At 60.7% G+C, this 18295-nt stretch carries 16 protein-coding genes and 2 tRNA genes; 9 read left to right on the plus strand and 9 right to left on the minus strand.

Features of this window, described 5'->3' with window-relative positions:
* Positions 1–2 precede the first annotated feature (2 nt).
* The 5 genes from ruvC to HU725_RS17195 form a co-directional block, all read right to left on the minus strand.
* The gene (gene ruvC, locus HU725_RS17175) at positions 3–527 is read right to left on the minus strand and encodes a crossover junction endodeoxyribonuclease RuvC (protein ID WP_186478676.1); all 525 of its coding nucleotides are present in this window, start codon (positions 525–527) and stop codon (positions 3–5) included.
* 156 nt (positions 528–683) lie between these two features.
* Complete coding sequence (locus HU725_RS17180) at positions 684–1430, minus strand: YebC/PmpR family DNA-binding transcriptional regulator (protein ID WP_186478677.1); 747 nt, start codon at positions 1428–1430, stop codon at positions 684–686.
* 108 nt (positions 1431–1538) lie between these two features.
* Positions 1539–3314 carry an aspartate--tRNA ligase gene (gene aspS, locus HU725_RS17185; protein ID WP_060478853.1) on the minus strand — a complete coding sequence of 592 codons (1776 nt, stop codon included), beginning with the start codon at positions 3312–3314 and terminating at the stop codon, positions 1539–1541.
* A 94-nt stretch (positions 3315–3408) separates the two neighbouring features.
* Positions 3409–3630 carry an FmdB family zinc ribbon protein gene (locus tag HU725_RS17190; protein WP_060478852.1) on the minus strand — a complete coding sequence of 74 codons (222 nt, stop codon included), beginning with the start codon at positions 3628–3630 and terminating at the stop codon, positions 3409–3411.
* A 93-nt stretch (positions 3631–3723) separates the two neighbouring features.
* Entirely contained in the window at positions 3724–4050 is a 327-nt protein-coding gene (locus HU725_RS17195; RefSeq protein ID WP_186478678.1) for a ribbon-helix-helix domain-containing protein, read from the minus strand.
* Positions 4051–4346: 296 nt separating this feature from the next.
* Here HU725_RS17195 and HU725_RS23010 point away from each other — a divergent pair, with 296 nt between their 5' ends.
* Positions 4347–4940, plus strand: coding sequence for a cold-shock protein (locus HU725_RS23010; RefSeq protein WP_186478679.1), 594 nt, complete (start codon positions 4347–4349; stop codon positions 4938–4940).
* Positions 4941–4975: 35 nt separating this feature from the next.
* Here HU725_RS23010 and HU725_RS17205 read toward each other — a convergent pair whose 3' ends face one another.
* Together HU725_RS17205 and HU725_RS17210 are read right to left on the minus strand one after the other, a co-directional pair.
* Positions 4976–5182 (minus strand): SlyX family protein, encoded by a 207-nt coding sequence (locus HU725_RS17205; protein WP_060478849.1) that lies wholly within the window; start codon positions 5180–5182, stop codon positions 4976–4978.
* Positions 5169–5603, minus strand: a complete 435-nt coding sequence (locus tag HU725_RS17210) for an HIT family protein (protein WP_186478680.1) — start codon at positions 5601–5603, stop codon at positions 5169–5171. The genes HU725_RS17205 and HU725_RS17210 overlap by 14 nt, the downstream gene beginning before the upstream one ends.
* A 410-nt stretch (positions 5604–6013) precedes the next feature.
* Between HU725_RS17210 and HU725_RS17215 the strand changes: the two genes are divergently transcribed.
* The 4 genes from HU725_RS17215 (at position 6014) to HU725_RS17230 (ending at position 10459) form a co-directional block, all read left to right on the plus strand.
* Positions 6014–6346 (plus strand): hypothetical protein, encoded by a 333-nt coding sequence (locus tag HU725_RS17215; RefSeq protein WP_186478681.1) that lies wholly within the window; start codon positions 6014–6016, stop codon positions 6344–6346.
* Complete coding sequence (locus HU725_RS17220; protein WP_186478682.1) at positions 6337–7611, plus strand: OprD family porin; 1275 nt, start codon at positions 6337–6339, stop codon at positions 7609–7611. Before HU725_RS17215 ends, HU725_RS17220 begins: the two co-directional genes overlap by 10 nt.
* 158 nt (positions 7612–7769) lie before the next feature.
* Positions 7770–9485 carry a proline--tRNA ligase gene (locus HU725_RS17225; RefSeq protein WP_060478846.1) on the plus strand — a complete coding sequence of 572 codons (1716 nt, stop codon included), beginning with the start codon at positions 7770–7772 and terminating at the stop codon, positions 9483–9485.
* A 20-nt stretch (positions 9486–9505) separates the two neighbouring features.
* Complete coding sequence (locus HU725_RS17230) at positions 9506–10459, plus strand: hypothetical protein (protein ID WP_186478683.1); 954 nt, start codon at positions 9506–9508, stop codon at positions 10457–10459.
* Between the two features lie 37 nt (positions 10460–10496).
* Here the strand turns inward: HU725_RS17230 and dinB are convergent, their stop codons facing one another.
* On the minus strand, positions 10497–11555 hold the full coding sequence (dinB, locus tag HU725_RS17235) for a DNA polymerase IV (protein ID WP_186478721.1): 1059 nt from the start codon (positions 11553–11555) through the stop codon (positions 10497–10499).
* A gap of 204 nt (positions 11556–11759) precedes the next feature.
* On the opposite strand from dinB, the gene HU725_RS17240 reads away from it, so the two are divergent.
* The 4 genes from HU725_RS17240 to HU725_RS17255 all read left to right on the plus strand — a co-directional run bounded on the left by HU725_RS17240 (position 11760) and on the right by HU725_RS17255 (position 16228).
* A tRNA-Met gene (locus tag HU725_RS17240) sits at positions 11760–11836 on the plus strand.
* A gap of 133 nt (positions 11837–11969) precedes the next feature.
* A tRNA-Met gene (locus HU725_RS17245) sits at positions 11970–12046 on the plus strand.
* 247 nt (positions 12047–12293) lie between these two features.
* The gene (gene mprF / locus HU725_RS17250; RefSeq protein WP_186478684.1) at positions 12294–14936 is read left to right on the plus strand and encodes a bifunctional lysylphosphatidylglycerol flippase/synthetase MprF; all 2643 of its coding nucleotides are present in this window, start codon (positions 12294–12296) and stop codon (positions 14934–14936) included.
* Positions 14936–16228, plus strand: a complete 1293-nt coding sequence (locus HU725_RS17255) for a virulence factor family protein (protein WP_186478685.1) — start codon at positions 14936–14938, stop codon at positions 16226–16228. Before mprF ends, HU725_RS17255 begins: the two co-directional genes overlap by 1 nt.
* A 32-nt stretch (positions 16229–16260) precedes the next feature.
* Here the strand turns inward: HU725_RS17255 and HU725_RS17260 are convergent, their stop codons facing one another.
* On the minus strand, positions 16261–18171 hold the full coding sequence (locus HU725_RS17260; protein ID WP_186478686.1) for a potassium transporter Kup: 1911 nt from the start codon (positions 18169–18171) through the stop codon (positions 16261–16263).
* Between the last annotated feature and the right edge of the window lie 124 nt (positions 18172–18295).

The following is an 18295-nucleotide window of genomic DNA, read 5'->3' on the forward strand; positions in this document are numbered from 1 at the left end:
GGTTACAGACGCAAGCGCCCGCCACGCCGCCTAGCGGTTGCCAGGCCGTGGGGCACTAGGTTTGAGCGGGTATGGGCATGACACAAGGCGATGGCCAAGGCGTCGGAAGCATCGATCTGCGGCTTCTGAGTCAACTTGAGCAAATGCATGACCATCAGCATCACCTGCTCTTTATTGGCCCCACCGCTACCGGCAACAGCTTGCTTGACCTGGCTGGCACTGTACTCGGCAATCTCCAGCCCCGCCTCGGCCGCCGCCACGATGGCCGCGCCACGGGCTTGGCCGAGCTTGAGCGCAGAGTCGGCGTTGCGTGCCATGAATACCCGTTCGATGCCCATGGTGACAGGGCCGTGCTGGGCGATGATCTCGCTGACACCGCGAAAAACAATCTGCAGCCGCTCGTGCAGTTCACCACTGCCAGTGCGAATGCACCCCGACGCGACGTATTCACAGCCGCGGGCGGTCTGGCGGACCACTCCGTAACCAGTGATGCGTGAGCCGGGGTCGATACCAAGAATCAGAGTCATAGCGCCTGTCATTCAGAGGTTACATTGGTAAAAAGATTGCCGGCCCCTTCGCTGTTATGCCTGCATCCACACACAATGTGGTAACAGACATACCCGCGAAGGGGCCGGCACAGGCGCTGGGAAGCTCACGGCGATGGCACAGAATGCCAAATCACCTTAGCCAAGTTTTTCCATGATCTCGTCGGAAATCTGCGCGTTGGAATAGACGTTCTGTACGTCGTCCAGGTCTTCGAGCATGTCGATCAGCTTAAGCACCTTCTCGGCGCCGTCCTGGTCGAGATCGGCGCTGGTAGTCGGCTGCATGACGATTTCCGCGTCAGCGGCCTTGAAGCCTGCTTCCTCCAGCGCGTTACGTACCGCGTAGAAGCTGTTGAACGAGGTGAAGACCTCGAACGAACCGTCGTCGTTGGCCACTACATCGTCAGCGTCGGCCTCCATGGCGGCTTCCATCAGGGCATCTTCCTCGATACCCGGAGCGAAACTGATCTGCCCCTTGCGCTCGAACAGATAGGCCACCGAGCCGTCGGTGCCAAGGTTGCCGCCACATTTGGTGAAGGCATGGCGTACGGCGGCGGCGGTGCGGTTGCGATTGTCGGTCATGGCCTCGACCATGATCGCCACGCCACCGGGCCCGTACCCTTCGTAGCTGAGCTCTTCGACGTTGTCGCTCTCGTTGGTACCCGCGCCACGGGCGATAGCGCGATCGATGATGTCGCGGCTCATGTTGGCACCCAGTGCCTTGTCCAACGCCAGACGCAGACGCGGGTTGGAGGCCGGATCGCCACCACCCTGCTTGGCGGCAACGGTCAGCTCACGGATCCACTTGGTGAAGATCTTGCCTCTCTTGGCATCCTGGCGCTCTTTGCGGTGCTTGATGTTCGCCCACTTGGAATGACCAGCCATAACGACTCCGAATCCTTGAAACAGAAACAGGTTCCGCCCCGAAGGGCGGAACGTGGGAATACTGCGCCGAAGCGCCAGGGCGCACCCGCCGGATGCGCCCAGGGCCGATTACTCGACCTTGGTCTGCTCGCGCAGACGGATGTGCAGCTCGCGCAGGGCTTTGGCGTCGACCATGCCAGGAGCCTGGGTCATGACGCACGCGGCGCTCTGGGTTTTCGGGAAGGCGATCACTTCGCGAATCGACTGAGCGCCGGTCATCAGCATGACCAGACGGTCCAGGCCAAACGCCAGGCCACCGTGAGGCGGTGCACCGAACTTCAGTGCATCGAGCAGGAAGCCGAACTTCTCTTCCTGCTCCTCTGCCTCGATCCCCAGCAGGCGGAATACCGCTTGCTGCATTTCCTTGCGGTGAATACGAATCGAACCACCACCGAGCTCAGTACCGTTGAGCACCATGTCGTACGCCCGCGACAAGGCAGTGGCCGGGTTGGCCTCAAGCTCTTGCGGGGTGCATTTGGGGGCGGTGAACGGGTGGTGCAGCGCGGTGAAGCTACCGTCTTCGTTCTCTTCGAACATCGGGAAGTCGACCACCCACATCGGTGCCCACTCGCAGGTCAGCAGCTCGAAGTCGTGGCCCAGGCGGATACGCAGCGCGCCCAGAGCTTCGCTGACGACCTTAAACTTGTCGGCACCGAAGAACACGATGTCACCATCAACTGCACCAACGCGGTCGAGAATGGTGTTGAGGTTGGCCTCAGGAATGTTCTTGACGATTGGCGACTGCAGGCCTTCAACGCCCTTGGCGCGCTCATTGACCTTGATGTAGGCCAGGCCCTTGGCACCGTAGATGCCGACAAACTTGGTGTATTCGTCGATCTTGCTGCGCGGCATGCTGGCCCCGCCTGGCAGGCGCAGGGCGGTGACACGGCACTTCGGATCGTTGGCAGGGCCTGCGAAGACCTTGAAATCCACGTCCTTGAGCTGGTCGGCAACATCTACCAATTCCAGCGGGTTACGCAGGTCTGGCTTATCGGAACCGTAGCGACGCATGGCCTCTTCGAAGGTCATGTGTGGGAACTCGCCGAACTCCAGGTCGAGCACTTCCTTGAACAGCTTGCGGATCATGCCCTCGGTCAGGCCCATGATCTCGGTTTCGTCGAGGAAGCTGGTCTCGATGTCGATCTGGGTGAATTCCGGCTGGCGGTCTGCACGCAGGTCTTCATCGCGGAAGCACTTGGCGATCTGGTAGTAGCGGTCGAAACCGGCAACCATCAGCAATTGTTTGAACAACTGAGGCGACTGCGGCAGGGCGAAGAAGCTGCCCGCGTGGGTACGGCTTGGCACCAGATAGTCACGCGCACCTTCAGGGGTGGCGCGGGTGAGGATCGGGGTTTCGACGTCGAGGAAGCCGTTTTCGTCGAGGAAGCGGCGGATGCTGCTGGTGATGCGCGAGCGCAGGCGCAGCTTGTCGGCCATTTCCGGGCGACGCAGGTCGATGAAGCGGTAACGCAGGCGGGTTTCCTCACCGACGTCGGAGTACTCGTTCAGCGGGAACGGTGGGGTTTCCGCTTCGTTGAGCACGTTCAGCTGGTAGCCGAGGATCTCGATGGCGCCAGACGCCATGTTGGCGTTCACCGCGCCGTCGGGGCGCTTGCGCACTTTGCCGGTGATCTGCACGACGTACTCGCTGCGTACGCGGTCGGCAGCGGCGAATGTGTCGGCGCGATCCGGGTCGAACACGACCTGGGCCATGCCTTCGCGGTCACGGATGTCGAGGAAGATCACCCCGCCGTGGTCGCGGCGACGATGGACCCAGCCGCAAAGGGTGACTTCCTGGCCGTCCAGGCTCTCGTTCAGTTGGCCGCAATAATGGCTGCGCATCATGATGGTGGTTTCGCTTCTCGTGATTCGTGTATTCGTTGGAGGCCTTGGCCGCCCAGAGGGCTAATACTGCAAGACCCGGCTACTTCAATTCAACTCAGTCGGCTTTATCGCCACCGGCCAGGTTCTTTTTTGCCCCGGTCTTGAAGTCGGTTTCGTACCAGCCATTGCCACTCAGGCGAAAGCCAGGGACCGACAGCAGTTTCTTCAAGGCCGGCGCCTGACAGGCGGGGCAGTCGGTCAGCGGTGAAGCGCTGATTTTCTGCAGCACCTCCATCCGGTGATCGCAGGAAGCACATTGATAGTCATAAAGGGGCATGAACGTCTCTCGTCAACCACAACGCTGGCTGCCGGGGGCAGCAAAAAGCGGGATTATATATGGTTAACCGACACTGCGCAGCCCGCCGGGCGATCAGCGTGCGCTCGGGGGGTCGAGCAACCAAGCGACGCAGATCACTCTGATCAAACCGCTGAAGTTGCGCACCCCGCCCTGGCGCAGATGCACCTCGCGATCGACATAAGACAGCACGGCACTGATCGAACACTGATTGACAGCAGCGATCTGCTCCAGGATACCCCAGTACACTGCCTCCAGACGCAGGCAGGTGGAGAAACCGTTCAACCGTACCGAGCGCGAAACCGGCTGGGTCTGCAACATATCGAAATCGGCCTTGAACGGGTCTATGCAGTGCTTGCCAGGCCACCCCCCTGCCCTCACCGTACGCTTGACTGCTTGCATCTGGCCACATCCTCAGCTCACTCAACTGGGGCTCAATGAAGCGCCGAGCGAGGCGCGGGAAGCAGCGGCAAAACCTTCCCGCGCAAATAAATGCATCTAGACCAACGCACGACCGCGCGGCGGCCTTCGGTTTGAGAAGCCCGTGCCTTTGCTGTTAAATAGGCAACGTGCCACCCGTGCGGACAGTTATTGCCCGGGTGCATAGGCTGGCCCGCCATGTGTTCGCGCTCAATACCTCATGCGCACCGTGCACCCAGCTCTTCCTGTGATCGGCCTAATCAACTGTGAGCCATACCATGTTCAAGATCGTCCATCTGGTGACGGGCGTTGCGGCTTTGCTGCTCGCGCTCGTGCCCAGCCTTAGAACCGAGGCAACCCCTTTCCTGCAGCAACCCGACGCGGTCTACTTGGCGCTGCTGGGCCTGCTCAACCTGCTGCTAGCCCCCGTCGTGCCGGTTTACTACCGCGGCGCGCGACAACAGCTGCAATACCTGGCGTGTGCCTTACTCGCGGTGGCTGTTGTACTGCAGGCCCTGACGTTGCTGGCACGCCCGGAAATGGGGAACCTGGCGGCGCTGGTCTGCGCCGCACTGGCAGTTGCCTTGCACCTGACAGCCGCATTTGCCCGCAGCAACAAAAAGGGTCGCACCAGCCAAGGCACAGCCGCACAAGCCGGCACCCGCGATACCGGCACCGTAAAGTGGTTCAACACATCCAAGGGCTTTGGCTTCATCTCCCGCGATTCGGGTGACGACATCTTCGTTCACTTCCGCGCCATCCGTGGCGAGGGGCACCGCATTCTGGTCGAAGGCCAGCGCGTCGAATTCTCGGTGATGCACCGTGACAAAGGCCTGCAGGCCGAAGACGTGGTCGCGGTCAACCGTCGCTGAACTGCCCAGCCCTGGAGCAACCCAGGGCTGGCCTATCAATAATGTGGCGGCGGCGCTTCTTCTCCTTCACTACCGTATTGCCCCACCATCTCCTCGTAGCGCTTGATCAGTTCGGCCATTTGCAGTTGCAAGCGCTCGATCACCCGCCCCTGCTCGATCACCACATCATTGAGTGCCTGAATCGTATCGTCCTGGAAGGCCTGACGGGTCTCCAGCTCGATGATGCGCTCATCCGGCGACATAGGGAGCCTCTTGATAATCTTGGGTCAGAATTGTGCGCAGGCGCTGACGAATCGCGTCGACCTGCCCCGAAATATACTCGCTTGCCGGCACTTTGCCCCAGACCGGTGCAGGCCACGCTACGTCAGTCTCGTAGCGAACAATCACATGCATATGCAGCTGGCCGACCACATTTCCAAGGGTCGCGACATTCATCTTGTCTGCTGCGAATTCCTGTTTAAGCGCCTGGGCAAGGTTGCTCGTTTCTTTCCAGAGCTGCGCTTGGTCTTGCGCGCTCAGGTCGAACACTTCGCTCACATTTGCTCGCCTGGGCACCAGTATGAACCAGGGATAATTGGCATCTTTGCTGAGTAACAAACGGCATAACGGCAAATCACCCAGCACCAGGGAATCTTGTTGCAAACGCGAATCCATATCAAACACAAAAAGTCTCCACTCTTAACAGGATGCGCCAAGGATACCGTGCTTCGCTTGAACCGGCATGAAACCGCCCGCGATGGAGGCCGAAACTAGCCAACCTGCAGGTCACGCACAATTGCGGTAACACAGCGCTACTTTTCGCACCAAAATGATGCCGCAAATAGGTGTAGCACCACACTTCTACTCACATGAGTGACTGTGGATCAACAGTTGCCGGTAACACATTGACTTTTATGGCAGCTTTTTCCCTGGCGCCCGACCTTTAAGCTGGCACACCATCTGACAGCTCCTAGCCCGTGTTTTCGGCGGTTTTGCGCTGAGCCTCACCGCATTTGTGAAAATTTCATTAGCCGTTGTTAATTTTGTGCACGCTTGTTGCATTCCTTCCACGCCAAGTCGGCACGACACCTGCAATGTCAGGTGACGCGACAGACAACCACAGCGAAATGGGTGCACCAGGGAGTTTCATTCGTCAGGAGGCTGCAAAGCTGCAGAATCCAGGCATTGGGACAGCGCTGGAGTTTCACGAACCGTTAAACCGGAGCGTGATTTGCGACAGGGAATTACTTAAAAGCGACATGGCCAAAAAGTTCCGTAAAGATGATCTTTGCCATATCGCCAACAACAGTCAGCGTGCTATACATTTCCGCCGACATAACAAGAAAGAGCTGCCCCATATAACTAAAAAACTTGGGCGCAGCGGTACTCTTCCTAAAAACCAAAGGAGCAAGTCACGATGCGCGTGATGAAGTGGAGCATGATCGCCCTGGCCGTTGCGGCAGGGACCTCGCAGATGGCCGTAGCCTCGTCCCAGGACGAATCCAAGGGCTTCCTCGAAGACAGCAAGCTGAACGTCAAGACTCGCATGCTGTATTTCAGCCGCGATTTCCGTAACAACGCGCCAGGCTCTCAAAGCCGCGTGGAAGAAACCGGCCTTGGTTTCCTGGGCACCTATGAGTCTGGTTTTACCCAAGGCACCGTCGGTGTGGGTATCGATGCCATCGGCATGCTCGGCCTGAAACTCGACAGCGGCAAAGGCCGCCACAGCACCGGCCAGTTCCCGACTGACGCCGATGGCCGTGCCCAGGATGAATTCTCCGAAGGCGGCGGCGCAGTCAAGCTGCGCATCTCCGATACCGTGCTGAAAGTCGGCGATCAGTTCACTGCCATGCCAGTGTTCGCCACCGATGACAGCCGCTTGCTGCCAGAGGTAGCCCAAGGCGCTCTGATCACCAGCAGCGAAATCAAGGGCCTGACCCTGAACGCCGGCCGCTTCACCGCGCTGAACGCTCAGTCCCAGACCTTCCATGACAGCCTGCACCTTAAAGAAGCCGACGTCATTGGTGGCACCTATGCCTTCACCGACAACGTTTCCACCAGCCTGTACTACTCCAAGGTCGAAGACTACTGGCGCAAGTACTACGCCAACGTGAACTGGGCTCTGCCACTCTCGGACAAGCAAGGCCTGGTGTTCGACTTCAACATCTATGACACCAAAAGCGATGGCCAGGGCCTGCAGCGCGCCGAGAAAGATGGCGTGACCAAGCTCGACAACCGCGCCTTCAGCCTGTCCGGCGCCTATAACATCGGCGCTCACACCTTCACCCTGGCCTATCAGAAAGTCACCGGCGACGGCGACTACGGCTACGGCGTGGACGGCGGCGGCACCATCTTCCTGGCCAACTCCGTGGCCCGTTCCGACTTCAACGCTGAAGACGAAAAATCCTGGCAGGCTCGCTACGACCTGAACTTCGCCGAATACGGCGTGCCAGGCCTGACCTTCATGACCCGTTACGTACGTGGTAGCGATGCCAACACCGGTTCCACCAGCAATGGCAAGGAATGGGAACGTGACGTAGACGTCAAGTACGTGCTGCAAGAAGGCCCAGCCAAGGACCTGAGCTTCCGCGTGCGTCAGGCTACCTACCGCTCCAGCGATGGCGTTTACTACGGTTCGAGCTCGATCGACGAACTGCGCCTGATCGTCGAGTACCCGCTGAGCATCCTGTAAGCCTGGCTTATAGTGCACCGCACCTGAAAAGCCCGGCCAGTTGCCGGGCTTTTTCTTGGCTGACAACTGCCACGCCCTGGGGCATCCTGTACGCCTTCGTTTCACCCCCGTACAATGCGGGGCTATTTCAACGTCTTAGGCAATCGACACGGCTAACCATGCGCACCAGTCAATATTTGCTCGCCACCCAGAAAGAAACCCCTGCCGATGCAGTGGTCATCAGCCATCAGCTCATGCTGCGTGCCGGCATGATCCGCAAACTGGCCTCCGGCCTGTACACCTGGCTGCCAATGGGCCTGCGGGTAATGCGCAAGGTCGAGGCCGTGGTGCGCGAGGAAATGAACGCCGCCGGTGCCCTGGAAGTGCTGATGCCAAGCATCCAACCTGCCGAGCTTTGGCAGGAATCGGGCCGCTGGGAGCAGTACGGTCCCGAGCTGCTGCGTCTCAAAGACCGCCATCAGCGCGAGTTCTGCGTCGGCCCGACCCACGAAGAAGTGATTACCGACCTGGCCCGCAACGAGCTGTCCAGCTATAAACAGCTGCCACTCAACATGTACCAGATCCAGACCAAGTTCCGTGATGAGATCCGCCCACGCTTCGGCTTGATGCGCGGCCGCGAGTTCATCATGAAGGATGCCTACTCTTTCCATGCCGATCAGGCTTCCCTGCAGGAAACCTACGACCGCATGCACCAGGCGTACAGCAACATCTTCACCCGCCTGGGCCTGGACTTCCGTCCGGTGCAGGCCGACACCGGCTCCATCGGTGGCAGCTACTCCCACGAATTCCACGTGCTGGCCGAATCGGGCGAAGACGACGTGATCTTCAGCGACAGCTCCGATTACGCTGCCAACATCGAGAAGGCCGAAGCCATCCCGCGCGAAACCGTGCGCCCTGCGCCAACCGAAGAACTGCGCCTGGTGGACACCCCTAATGCCAAGACCATCGCGCAATTGGTGGAAAACCACGGCCTGGCGATCGAAAAGACCGTCAAGACCCTGATCGTGCGTGGCGCCGAGGAAGGCAAGCTGGTCGCCCTGATCGTGCGTGGCGACCACGAGCTCAACGAAATCAAGGCCGCCAAGCTGGAACAGGTTGCCGACCCACTGGTCATGGCCACCGATGCCGAACTGCGCGAGGCCATTGGCGCTGGTGCAGGTTCACTCGGCCCGCTGAACCTGCCATTGGAAATCGTAATCGATCGTTCGGTCGCACTGATGAGCGACTTCGGCATTGGCGCCAACATCGACGACAAGCACTACTTCGGCGTGAACTGGGAGCGTGACCTGCCAGTTCCGCAGGTCGCCGACCTGCGCAATGTCGTCGAAGGCGACCCAAGCCCGGATGGCCAGGGCACCCTGGTGATCAAGCGCGGCATCGAAGTGGGTCACATCTTCCAGCTGGGCACCAAGTACAGCGAGGCCCTCAAGTGCCAGGTACTGGGCGAGAATGGCAAGCCGGTCACTCTGGCCATGGGCTGCTACGGCATCGGCGTGTCCCGCGTAGTTGCCGCCGCGATCGAGCAGAGCTACGACGACAAGGGCATCATCTGGAACGACGCCCTGGCGCCCTTCCAGATCGCCCTGGTGCCGCTGCGCTATGAAACCGACGTGGTACGCGAGGCCACCGACAAGCTGTACGCCGAACTGACCGCAGCCGGCTACGAGGTGCTGCTGGACGACCGCGACAAGAAAACCAGCCCCGGCATCAAGTTCGCCGATATGGAGCTGATCGGCATCCCGCACCGGATCGTGGTCAGCGACCGGGGCCTTGCCGACGGTAATCTGGAGTACAAGCACCGCACCGAGCAGGACGCTAAGCAGCTGCCGCTCAACGAAGTGCTTAGCTTCCTGCAGGCCCGCGTTCGCCGCTGATAATCAATGCACGAGTGATCATGTCCAAGCGAAGTACCTTTACCCTGGGGGGCACCGCATTGTGCGGTGCTCTGCTCGTCAGTGGTTGCGCCAACCAGATGTCTCAGCGCAGCGACCATGAGGAGCGCGTCGAGCGCAAGCTGCTCGAACACACCCTGCAGATAGATGTCGGCGAGCCCAAGGTGATGGAGCTTCCGCAACGGCGGGTGCGCATCCATGAACAGAAGCGTTTCGAGGTCACCGACTACGAAGTGACCCGGCGCTACGATCGCTACACACCTTACCAACCCTGGCGGGAAATCTATGAGATCCCGCTTGGTGCAGTGGCCGTAGTGGCAGGCATCGGCGCCAATGTGGTGAACGTGTTCGCTCTGGGCAATCTTCCGCAAAGCATGACCCATGACTGGCTAAGCTACGGCGTCGATGGGCTCAATCCGTTCATGAATGCACCATCCAATGGCCGCGCGCAACAGAATCTGGCAGGCATCAGCGAAGTGCAGAAGGACAAGCGCGAAGAGTTCACCAGCATCCCTTGGAGCGAGCGACTGGTCGAAGTTAAGGCTGGCAAGATGACCCATGAGCTGACTACCGACAAAAACGGCGTGCTGCGCTTGAACCTGTTGGACAGTCCGTTCTCGGAACAGCATCTGAACCACGTCGGCACCCTGCACCTGCAGGTGGTGGACGAGGACAATGGCGTACGAGGCGATGCAAGTCTGCTGGTCAGCGCTACTTTGCGCGACAAGCTGCGCGAAGCCCATGAGCTGATCTTCGATGACCTGGAAGATGACGATGTCGGGCAGTGGGTACATCGGGTGAAGCGCTTGTCCGAACTGGGCCTTGAGGAAGAAGCCAGCGAGATGGAGCAAAGCCTGATCGAGCTGACGCGCAATGATCCAGAGCTGCAGCAGGAGTTTCTGTCAGCCCTGACCAAGGCTACCGGCCGCCTTGTTGCTGACCCAGGTGCGCAGTAAGCAGCACGTTAGATGAAGGGCCGCAACGCGGCCCTTTTTAATTGCCGGGAAACAGCTCCAATTGTTCATGGGCACCGCGCAGGTCGCGTAATCTGACCCCTACTCCCAGTAAACGCACCGGCTTGCCACCACGGGCGAAAGCCTGCCCCAGCAATTTACGGTAACTCTCCAAGTCCCTGCCCGCCCCCGCCTGCTCCATCGTCGTCTGGCTGAAGTCATGGAATTTGACCTTGACGAAGGGTTTATCGGGCCGATAACTGCTGTCCATACGGGCGATCCGCTCATTGAGGCTGTCGAGCAGTTCAGGCAAGCGCTCCAGGCAGCTGGCCAAGTCCGGTAGGTCGTTGTCATAAGTGTTTTCGACACTCACCGACTGCCTGCGGCTATCGTTTTGCACGGCTCGTTCATCAATCCCTCGGGCCAACCCCCAAAGCCGCTCGCCAAAACTGCCGAACTCACGGGCCAGTGCCAACCGTGACCACTCACGCAAATCAAGGCAGGTGTCTATCCCCAGGCGGCTCAGCTTGTCGGCGGTGACCTTGCCAACACCATGTAGCTTGGCCACCGGCAAGGCCGCTACGAAGGCTTCGACTTGGTCGGGGGTGATCACGAACAACCCATTGGGCTTGCGCCAGTCGCTGGCGATCTTGGCCAGAAACTTGTTAGGCGCGACACCCGCGGAGACGGTTATGTGTAGGGTACGGGCGACCCGTCGGCGAATATCCTCAGCGATTCGTGTGGCACTGCCTGCGTACCACTGACTTTCACTGACGTCCAGGTAGGCCTCATCCAATGACAGCGGCTCGATCAATTCGGTGTAGTCACGGAAAATGGCATGAATCTCCCGCGAGGCTTCCCGGTAAGCCTCAAATCGTGGCTTGACGATTTCAAGGTCAGGGCAAAGCTTCAGCGCATGCCGGGACGACATTGCAGAGCGCACCCCGTAGGCGCGGGCCTCATAATTGCAGGTGGCAATCACCCCACGGCGCTCTGCCGAGCCACCCACCGCCATGGGCCGCCCGGCCAAGCGCGGGTCGTCACGCATCTCGATCGCGGCGTAAAAGCAATCGCAGTCGATATGGATGATCTTGCGCACGGACATTGATGATAGCCACCACTGTAAATTCATACAGATAGTAGCGCATAGCGACACCCGTGAAACAGTCTCCCGAGGCATCGGCTTTGCGGCCCCGCCACGTCTGCGCCGCCCATGAGCGCGGCTAAGAGTCTGAACGAAAAAGGATTTTTTACGATATATGTTGACATGGAGCAGGAATTGCGTAGAATTCGATCTCACAGGCGCGGGATGGAGCAGCCTGGTAGCTCGTCGGGCTCATAACCCGAAGGTCGTCGGTTCAAATCCGGCTCCCGCAACCAGATTCAAGAAAAGGCCACTGTTAACGCAGTGGCCTTTTTCATTGGCCGAAGAAAAGCAAAACCAACCATAGTGAACCAGATGGAAGTAAGTGCTTGACTTACATGCCCTACTCTATACAATGCGCACCTCTGACGCGGGATGGAGCAGCCTGGTAGCTCGTCGGGCTCATAACCCGAAGGTCGTCGGTTCAAATCCGGCTCCCGCAACCATATTCGTCAGAACGAACCCCGCCTGTGTAAAAACAGCGCGGGGTTCGTTGCGTTCAGTCACCCGAAAAAACTTCCAACACCGTCAAAGCAGCGCGTTTGAGATGACGACGTGTGGATGAACTATCTTTAACGCTGCCGGACGACTGAAAGTAACGTTGTCCGGAGTAATATCCGGATACGTTTACCAAAGGGACTTTCACTTGGCCGCAGCTCTCCCCGTCCTCGCGCACCACGCCCGAGGCATCTCATGACATCGCACACCCCTGAACCTGAAGTGCCTCTGGCCGCAGCACTGCCCACTGCTGCTCAGCGCTTGCCCTGGCTGGAACGCGTGAGCCGTTACCGTCAGCCAATCGGCCTGGCCGTGACATTGCTGCTGTTTGCCATGGCGCTGATCGCATGCCGGCACCTGCTGAGTGAACTGGATATCTATGCCTTGCACGATGCCATGCTGGAGGTCCCGGCAAAGTCTCTGACCGGTGCGCTGCTGGCAACGGTGGCGGGTTTCGTGATCCTGCTGGGTTACGAGTGGTCGGCTAGCCGTTACGCAGCCGTCAAGTTACCCGCCAGGACGCTGGTGATGGGCGGCTTCAGCGCCTTTGCCATCGGTAACGCGATCGGTTTGTCGATGCTATCGGGCGGCTCTGTGCGCTACCGCCTGTATGCACGCCAGGGTCTGGGTGCGGCCGAAGTCGCCCGCATGACCGTGTTTGCAAGCCTTTCCTTGGGTACGGCGCTGCCACCTCTGGCTGCACTGGCCACCTTGAGCAACCTTCCCGCAGCGTCAGCTGCACTGCGCTTGCCTACAACAGTGCTGGCCGGCATCGCCATCGCTGTATTGGCTCTGAGCGCCATACTGGTGATCGGGCTCTACCGCCGACGCCTGCCGGAGCAACCGCTGGCCGACAATCTGCTGGTACAGCTGGGCCGCCGCACCCTGCGCCTGCCTGATGGCCGCTTGGCCGCCTTGCAGTTGCTGATCACCGCACTCGACGTTGCCGCTGCCGCGACCGTGCTCTACCTGCTGCTGCCTGAGGCCCCGCCCTTCGGTGCCTTCGTACTGGTTTACCTGCTGGCCCTCGCCGCTGGGGTGCTGAGCCATGTACCCGGTGGCGTGGGTGTATTCGAGGCGATCCTGCTGGCGGCTTTCGCCGACCAACTGGGTGCCGCGCCGCTGGCGGCGGCCCTGCTTCTGTACCGGCTGATCTACGTGGTACTGCCCTTGTTGCTGGCCTGCGTGTTGCTGCTGGCCAACGAGGCGCGCCGCCTGCTTTACGCCCAGCAAGCCATCAAGGCGGCCTCGGGGCTGGGTGCGCCGATTCTGGCGATCCTGGTGTTCCTCTCGGGCGTGGTGCTGCTGTTCTCCGGCGCCACGCCAGAGATCGACACGCGCCTCGAACACATGGGTTTTCTGGTACCCCACCGGCTGATCGATGCATCGCACTTTGGCGCCAGCCTGATTGGCGTGCTCTGCCTGTTACTGGCTCAAGGCCTGCGCCGTAGGCTGTCTGCGGCTTGGCTGCTGACTACCGTGCTGTTGTTGGTTGGCGCACTACTCTCGCTGCTCAAAGGCTTCGACTGGGAGGAGGCCAGCCTGCTGACCTTCACCGCCGCGCTGCTGGCCGTTTTCCGCCGCTCGTTCTATCGGCCGAGCCGGCTGCTCGAGCTGCCGTTCTCACCGGTTTACCTGGTGGCCAGCGCTTGCGTGGTCGGCGCGTCGGTATGGCTGTTGCTGTTCGCCTATCAGGACGTGCCCTACACCCACAAGCTATGGTGGCAGTTCACCCTGGACGCCGATGCCCCGCGGGGTCTGCGTGCTGCACTGGGTAGCGCAGTACTGCTGGTGATCGTCGCCCTCACCTGGCTGCTGCGCACTGCACGCCCGGTCATTCACCTGCCAGATGAAACCGAATTGCAGCGTGCCAACCGCATCCTGCAGGCGTCTGACCAACCCGACGGCGGTCTGGCGTTGACCGGCGACAAGGCGTTGCTTTTCCACCCCAATGACAATGCCTTCCTGATGTATGCCCGTCGCGGCCGCAGCCTGGTGGCACTCTACGACCCGATCGGCCCGGCCCAGGAACGCGCCGAGATGATCTGGCAGTTCCGCGACCTGTGCGACCTTCACCATGCCCGCCCGGTGTTCTACCAGGTGCGCGCGGAAAACCTGCCGTTCTACATGGATATCGGCCTGACGGCCCTGAAGCTGGGCGAAGAAGCGCGGGTCGACTTGCGCCGCTTCGATCTCGAAGCCAAGGGTAAAGAGATGAAGGACCTGCGCTACACCTGGAACCGTGGTGGGCGCGATGGCCTAAGCCTGGAAATCCACGAACCCGGCCAGGCGCCGCTGGCCGAGCTCAAGGAAATCTCCGACGCCTGGCTAAATGGCAAGAACGTACGCGAAAAAGGGTTCTCGCTAGGGCGCTTCAGCCCCGAGTATCTGCAGCACTTCCGTATCGCTCTGATTCGTTTCCAAGGCCGGCCAGTGGCATTTGCCAACCTGCTGGAAACCCACAGCAACGAACTGGCCAGCCTCGACCTGATGCGCGCTCACCCCGAGGCGCCGAAGCTGACCATGGAGTTCATGATGATCGGCCTGATCCTGCATTACAAAAGCCATGATTACGGCCGTTTCAGCCTGGGTATGGTCCCGCTTTCAGGCTTGCAGCCACGGCGTGGCGCGCCCTTGACCCAGCGTCTGGGCTCGATGGTGTTCCGCCGTGGTGAACAGCTCTACAACTTCCAAGGCCTGCGGCGCTTCAAGGACAAGTTCCAGCCGGACTGGGAACCTCGTTACATGGCCGTGCCGGCCGGGCTCGACCCGCTGGTAGCACTGGCCGATACTGCCGCCCTGATTGCTGGCGGCCTGACTGGATTGGTGAAACGCTGATGATCCGACGCTATTGGCTTTACGTACTGATTCCTCTTTTGCTGGCCGTACTGGGCGGCGCAGCGGGCTTCTGGTTGTGGACCCGCCCTGCGCCCGAGGCAAGGCTGGAGCAACTGACCCTCAACGACACCCGCATCACCCGGGTCACTCCAGGCGTTCACGCCAAGGCCCGGGTCGCCATTGGCGTGCCCCAGGACCAGGCCCTGACCGACAAGCAGTTGCTCGACCTCAGCCAAGCGGCCGAGGCGCAGCTGGTTCAGGTGGTTCTGCCGCCCAATGACTGCGCCAAGCAACAAGCGGTGATGGATCAGGCAATGACCCAGCTCGCTGACAAACCGACGCTGGTCGCCGGCATTGGCCCAGGGGCTGCCCAGGCATGGCGCTGGCTGGCCAGCCAAACCGATGACAAGGCGCGGGCGGTTTCGGTGGACTTCATCCTGGAGCAGCCTGGCTGCAAGGTCGAGCTGCCGAAGTCGGCCCCCCACGGCCACTGGAACGTGGCCTGGAACGACAACCCGGACGACGCCAGCGCCGCCTTCGTACGCGATCAGGCCAACGCCGAAACCAGCATCAGCGACTACGACATCCACCTGCCCCAAGTGCTCAAGGCCCAGCTGACCCAAGCCTTGGTGGGCCGCGACGGCAACGCCCTGGCCATTCCGGTGGTAGAAGTCCCAGCCGGCCAGACCACCGATACCGTCACCCTGTTCCTGTCTGGTGACGGCGGCTGGCGTGACCTGGACCGCGACGTGGCAGGCGAAATGGCCAAGCTCGGGTATCCGGTGGTCGGCATCGACACCTTGCGCTATTACTGGCAGCACAAGACTCCAGAGCAAAGCGCCGCCGACCTGTCGGAGCTGATGCAGCACTATCGCCAGAAGTGGGGCACCAAGCGTTTCGTGCTGACCGGTTACTCGTTCGGCGCCGATGTATTGCCGGCCATCTACAACCGCCTGCCGGTAGAGGATCAGCAGCGTATCGATGCAGTGATGCTGCTGGCCTTCGCGCGCAGCGGCAGCTTCGAGATCGAAGTTGAGGGCTGGCTGGGCAAGGAAGGCCAGGAAGCGCCTACCGGGCCGGAAATGGCCAAACTGCCCGCGGCCAAGGTGGTCTGCGTGTACGGCGTGGAAGAAACCGACGAAAGTGGCTGCACCGACAAAACTGCAGTCGGTGAGCGCATGAAGCTGCCAGGCGGCCACCACTTCGACGAAAACTACCCCGCGCTCGCCAAGCGCCTGATCGACGAAATCGAAACCCGCCAAGGCAAGTCCAGCGTGGCTGCACAGAACTGAAAAAGGCGGGGCCGCCAGGCGGCCCCGCCCACTCATATCTCTACCTGGGTGCCCAGCTCGATCACCCGGTTCAGCGGCAGGTTGAAGAAGCGCAGGTTACCGTTGGCATTCTTCAGCAGGAACGCGAACAGGTTACCCCGCCAGCGTGACATCCCTTCGAGGCGTGAAGCGATCACGGTTTCCCGGCTAAGGAAGTACGTGGTACGCATTGGGCTGAAGTCCAGGTCGTCCAAGTGGCACAGCTTCAGGGCCGCCGGTACGTCTGGTTCGTCCATGAAGCCGAAGTGCAACAGCACGCGGAAGAAGCCATCGCCGTAGGCATCGACTTCGAACCGCTCCTGCTCCGGCACCCGCGGTCGATCCTCGCTGACCACCGTCAGCAATACCACTTGGCTGTGCAGCACCTGGTTGTGCAGCATGTTGTGCAGCAGCGCATGGGGCACCGCATCAGCTCGCGCAGTGAGGAACACTGCCGTGCCTTCGACCCGGTGTGGCGGTTGCACGCGGATACTGCTGATGAAGATAGGCAGCGGCAGCCCGCCCTCATCGATACGCTCTACCAGGATCTGCTTGCCGCGCTTCCAGGTGCTCATCAACAGGAACAGCACACCGCCTGCCAACACGGGGAAGGCGCCGCCCTGGACGATCTTCGGCACGTTGGCGGCGAAGAACAGCCCATCGACCAAAAGGAAGCCCACCAGGATCGGTACCGCTAGCACCGGTGGCCATTTCCACAGTAGCAGCATCACCGCCGACACCAGAATGGTGGTCATCAGCATGGTCCCGGTCACGGCCACCCCGTAAGCCGCCGCCAAAGCGCCGGAAGACTCGAATCCGATCACCAGCAGGACTACGCCGACCATCAATGTCCAGTTCACCGCGCCGATGTAGATCTGCCCTTGCTCCTGGCTAGAGGTGTGCTGGATCTGCATGCGCGGGATATAACCAAGTTGAATGGCTTGGCGGGTCAGGGAGAAGGCCCCGGAGATGACCGCCTGCGAAGCGATCACCGTGGCCAGGGTAGCCAGCCCGACCATTGGCAGCAGTGCCCAGCCCGGCGCAAGCAGATAGAAGGGATTGCGAGCAGCCTCGGGGTTTTGCAGCAATAGCGCGCCTTGGCCGAAGTAGTTGAGCACCAGCGCCGGCAGCACCAGCGCGAACCAGGCGCGAGCGATCGGCTTGCGGCCGAAATGGCCCATGTCGGCATACAGCGCTTCGGCTCCGGTCAGCGCCAGCACCACGGCACCGAGAATGGCCACGCCCATGCCAGGGTGGACGACGAAGAAGTTCACCGCCCACGCAGGGTTGAATGCCTTGAGCACTTCGGGGCTCTGCGAGATGCCAAGCACGCCCAATGCCGCCAGCGCCAGGAACCAGACCACCATGATCGGCCCGAACAGCTTGCCGATCTTGTCCGTGCCGTGTTTTTGCACCAGAAACAACGCCACCAGCACTACCAGCGAAATGGGCACCACCCAGTGGTCGATACCGTCGAACGCCAGGCCCATACCTTCCACCGCCGACAACACCGACACCGCCGGGGTAATCATGCTGTCACCGTAGAACAACGAAGCGCCGATCAGCCCGCAGACCACCATCAGCGTGCGCAGGCGCGGGTAGGCCGCCGTTGCCCGGCGTGCCAGCGCGGTCAACGCCATGGTACCGCCCTCGCCCTGGTTGTCGGCGCGCAGGATGAACATCACATATTTGAACGACACCACCCACAGCAATGACCAGAGGATCAGCGAGAGGATCCCAAGTACACCATCATGGTTGACCGGTACCCCATAACCGCCGGTGAATACCTCCTTCAGGGTATACAACGGGCTGGTACCGATGTCGCCATAGACAACCCCAACGGCTGCTACCAGCAGGCCCAAAGACCTGGTCGCGCCTTGCTCGCCCGCGTGCCCGCCTTCGGCGTGACTGCTTGCCTGAACCATCGAACACTCCCGCACATGGCCATCTAGACCGGTAGAATTCACAGGTGCGTCAGGGGCATGCAATTGCCACGACGCACTGGCGCGAAGCATAGCGCAGCGTTCGTCGTATTTCTGCTGGTCAAGC

It is taken from the genome of Pseudomonas promysalinigenes, from assembly GCF_014269025.2.
Classification (GTDB): Bacteria; Pseudomonadota; Gammaproteobacteria; order Pseudomonadales; family Pseudomonadaceae; genus Aquipseudomonas; species Aquipseudomonas promysalinigenes.

Coding starts and splice junctions, on each gene's coding strand:
- HU725_RS17230 (WP_186478683.1), top strand. CDS start 9,506: ATGTCCAAGCGAAGTACCTTTACCCTGGGGGGCACCGCATTGTGCGGT.
- HU725_RS17255 (WP_186478685.1), top strand. CDS start 14,936: ATGATCCGACGCTATTGGCTTTACGTACTGATTCCTCTTTTGCTGGCC.
- HU725_RS17260 (WP_186478686.1), bottom strand. CDS start 18,171: ATGGTTCAGGCAAGCAGTCACGCCGAAGGCGGGCACGCGGGCGAGCAA.
- HU725_RS17180 (WP_186478677.1), bottom strand. CDS start 1,430: ATGGCTGGTCATTCCAAGTGGGCGAACATCAAGCACCGCAAAGAGCGC.
- HU725_RS17195 (WP_186478678.1), bottom strand. CDS start 4,050: ATGCAAGCAGTCAAGCGTACGGTGAGGGCAGGGGGGTGGCCTGGCAAG.
- HU725_RS17225 (WP_060478846.1), top strand. CDS start 7,770: ATGCGCACCAGTCAATATTTGCTCGCCACCCAGAAAGAAACCCCTGCC.
- aspS (WP_060478853.1), bottom strand. CDS start 3,314: ATGATGCGCAGCCATTATTGCGGCCAACTGAACGAGAGCCTGGACGGC.
- HU725_RS17215 (WP_186478681.1), top strand. CDS start 6,014: ATGTCAGGTGACGCGACAGACAACCACAGCGAAATGGGTGCACCAGGG.
- HU725_RS23010 (WP_186478679.1), top strand. CDS start 4,347: ATGTTCAAGATCGTCCATCTGGTGACGGGCGTTGCGGCTTTGCTGCTC.
- ruvC (WP_186478676.1), bottom strand. CDS start 527: ATGACTCTGATTCTTGGTATCGACCCCGGCTCACGCATCACTGGTTAC.
- HU725_RS17205 (WP_060478849.1), bottom strand. CDS start 5,182: ATGTCGCCGGATGAGCGCATCATCGAGCTGGAGACCCGTCAGGCCTTC.
- mprF (WP_186478684.1), top strand. CDS start 12,294: ATGACATCGCACACCCCTGAACCTGAAGTGCCTCTGGCCGCAGCACTG.
- HU725_RS17220 (WP_186478682.1), top strand. CDS start 6,337: ATGCGCGTGATGAAGTGGAGCATGATCGCCCTGGCCGTTGCGGCAGGG.
- HU725_RS17190 (WP_060478852.1), bottom strand. CDS start 3,630: ATGCCCCTTTATGACTATCAATGTGCTTCCTGCGATCACCGGATGGAG.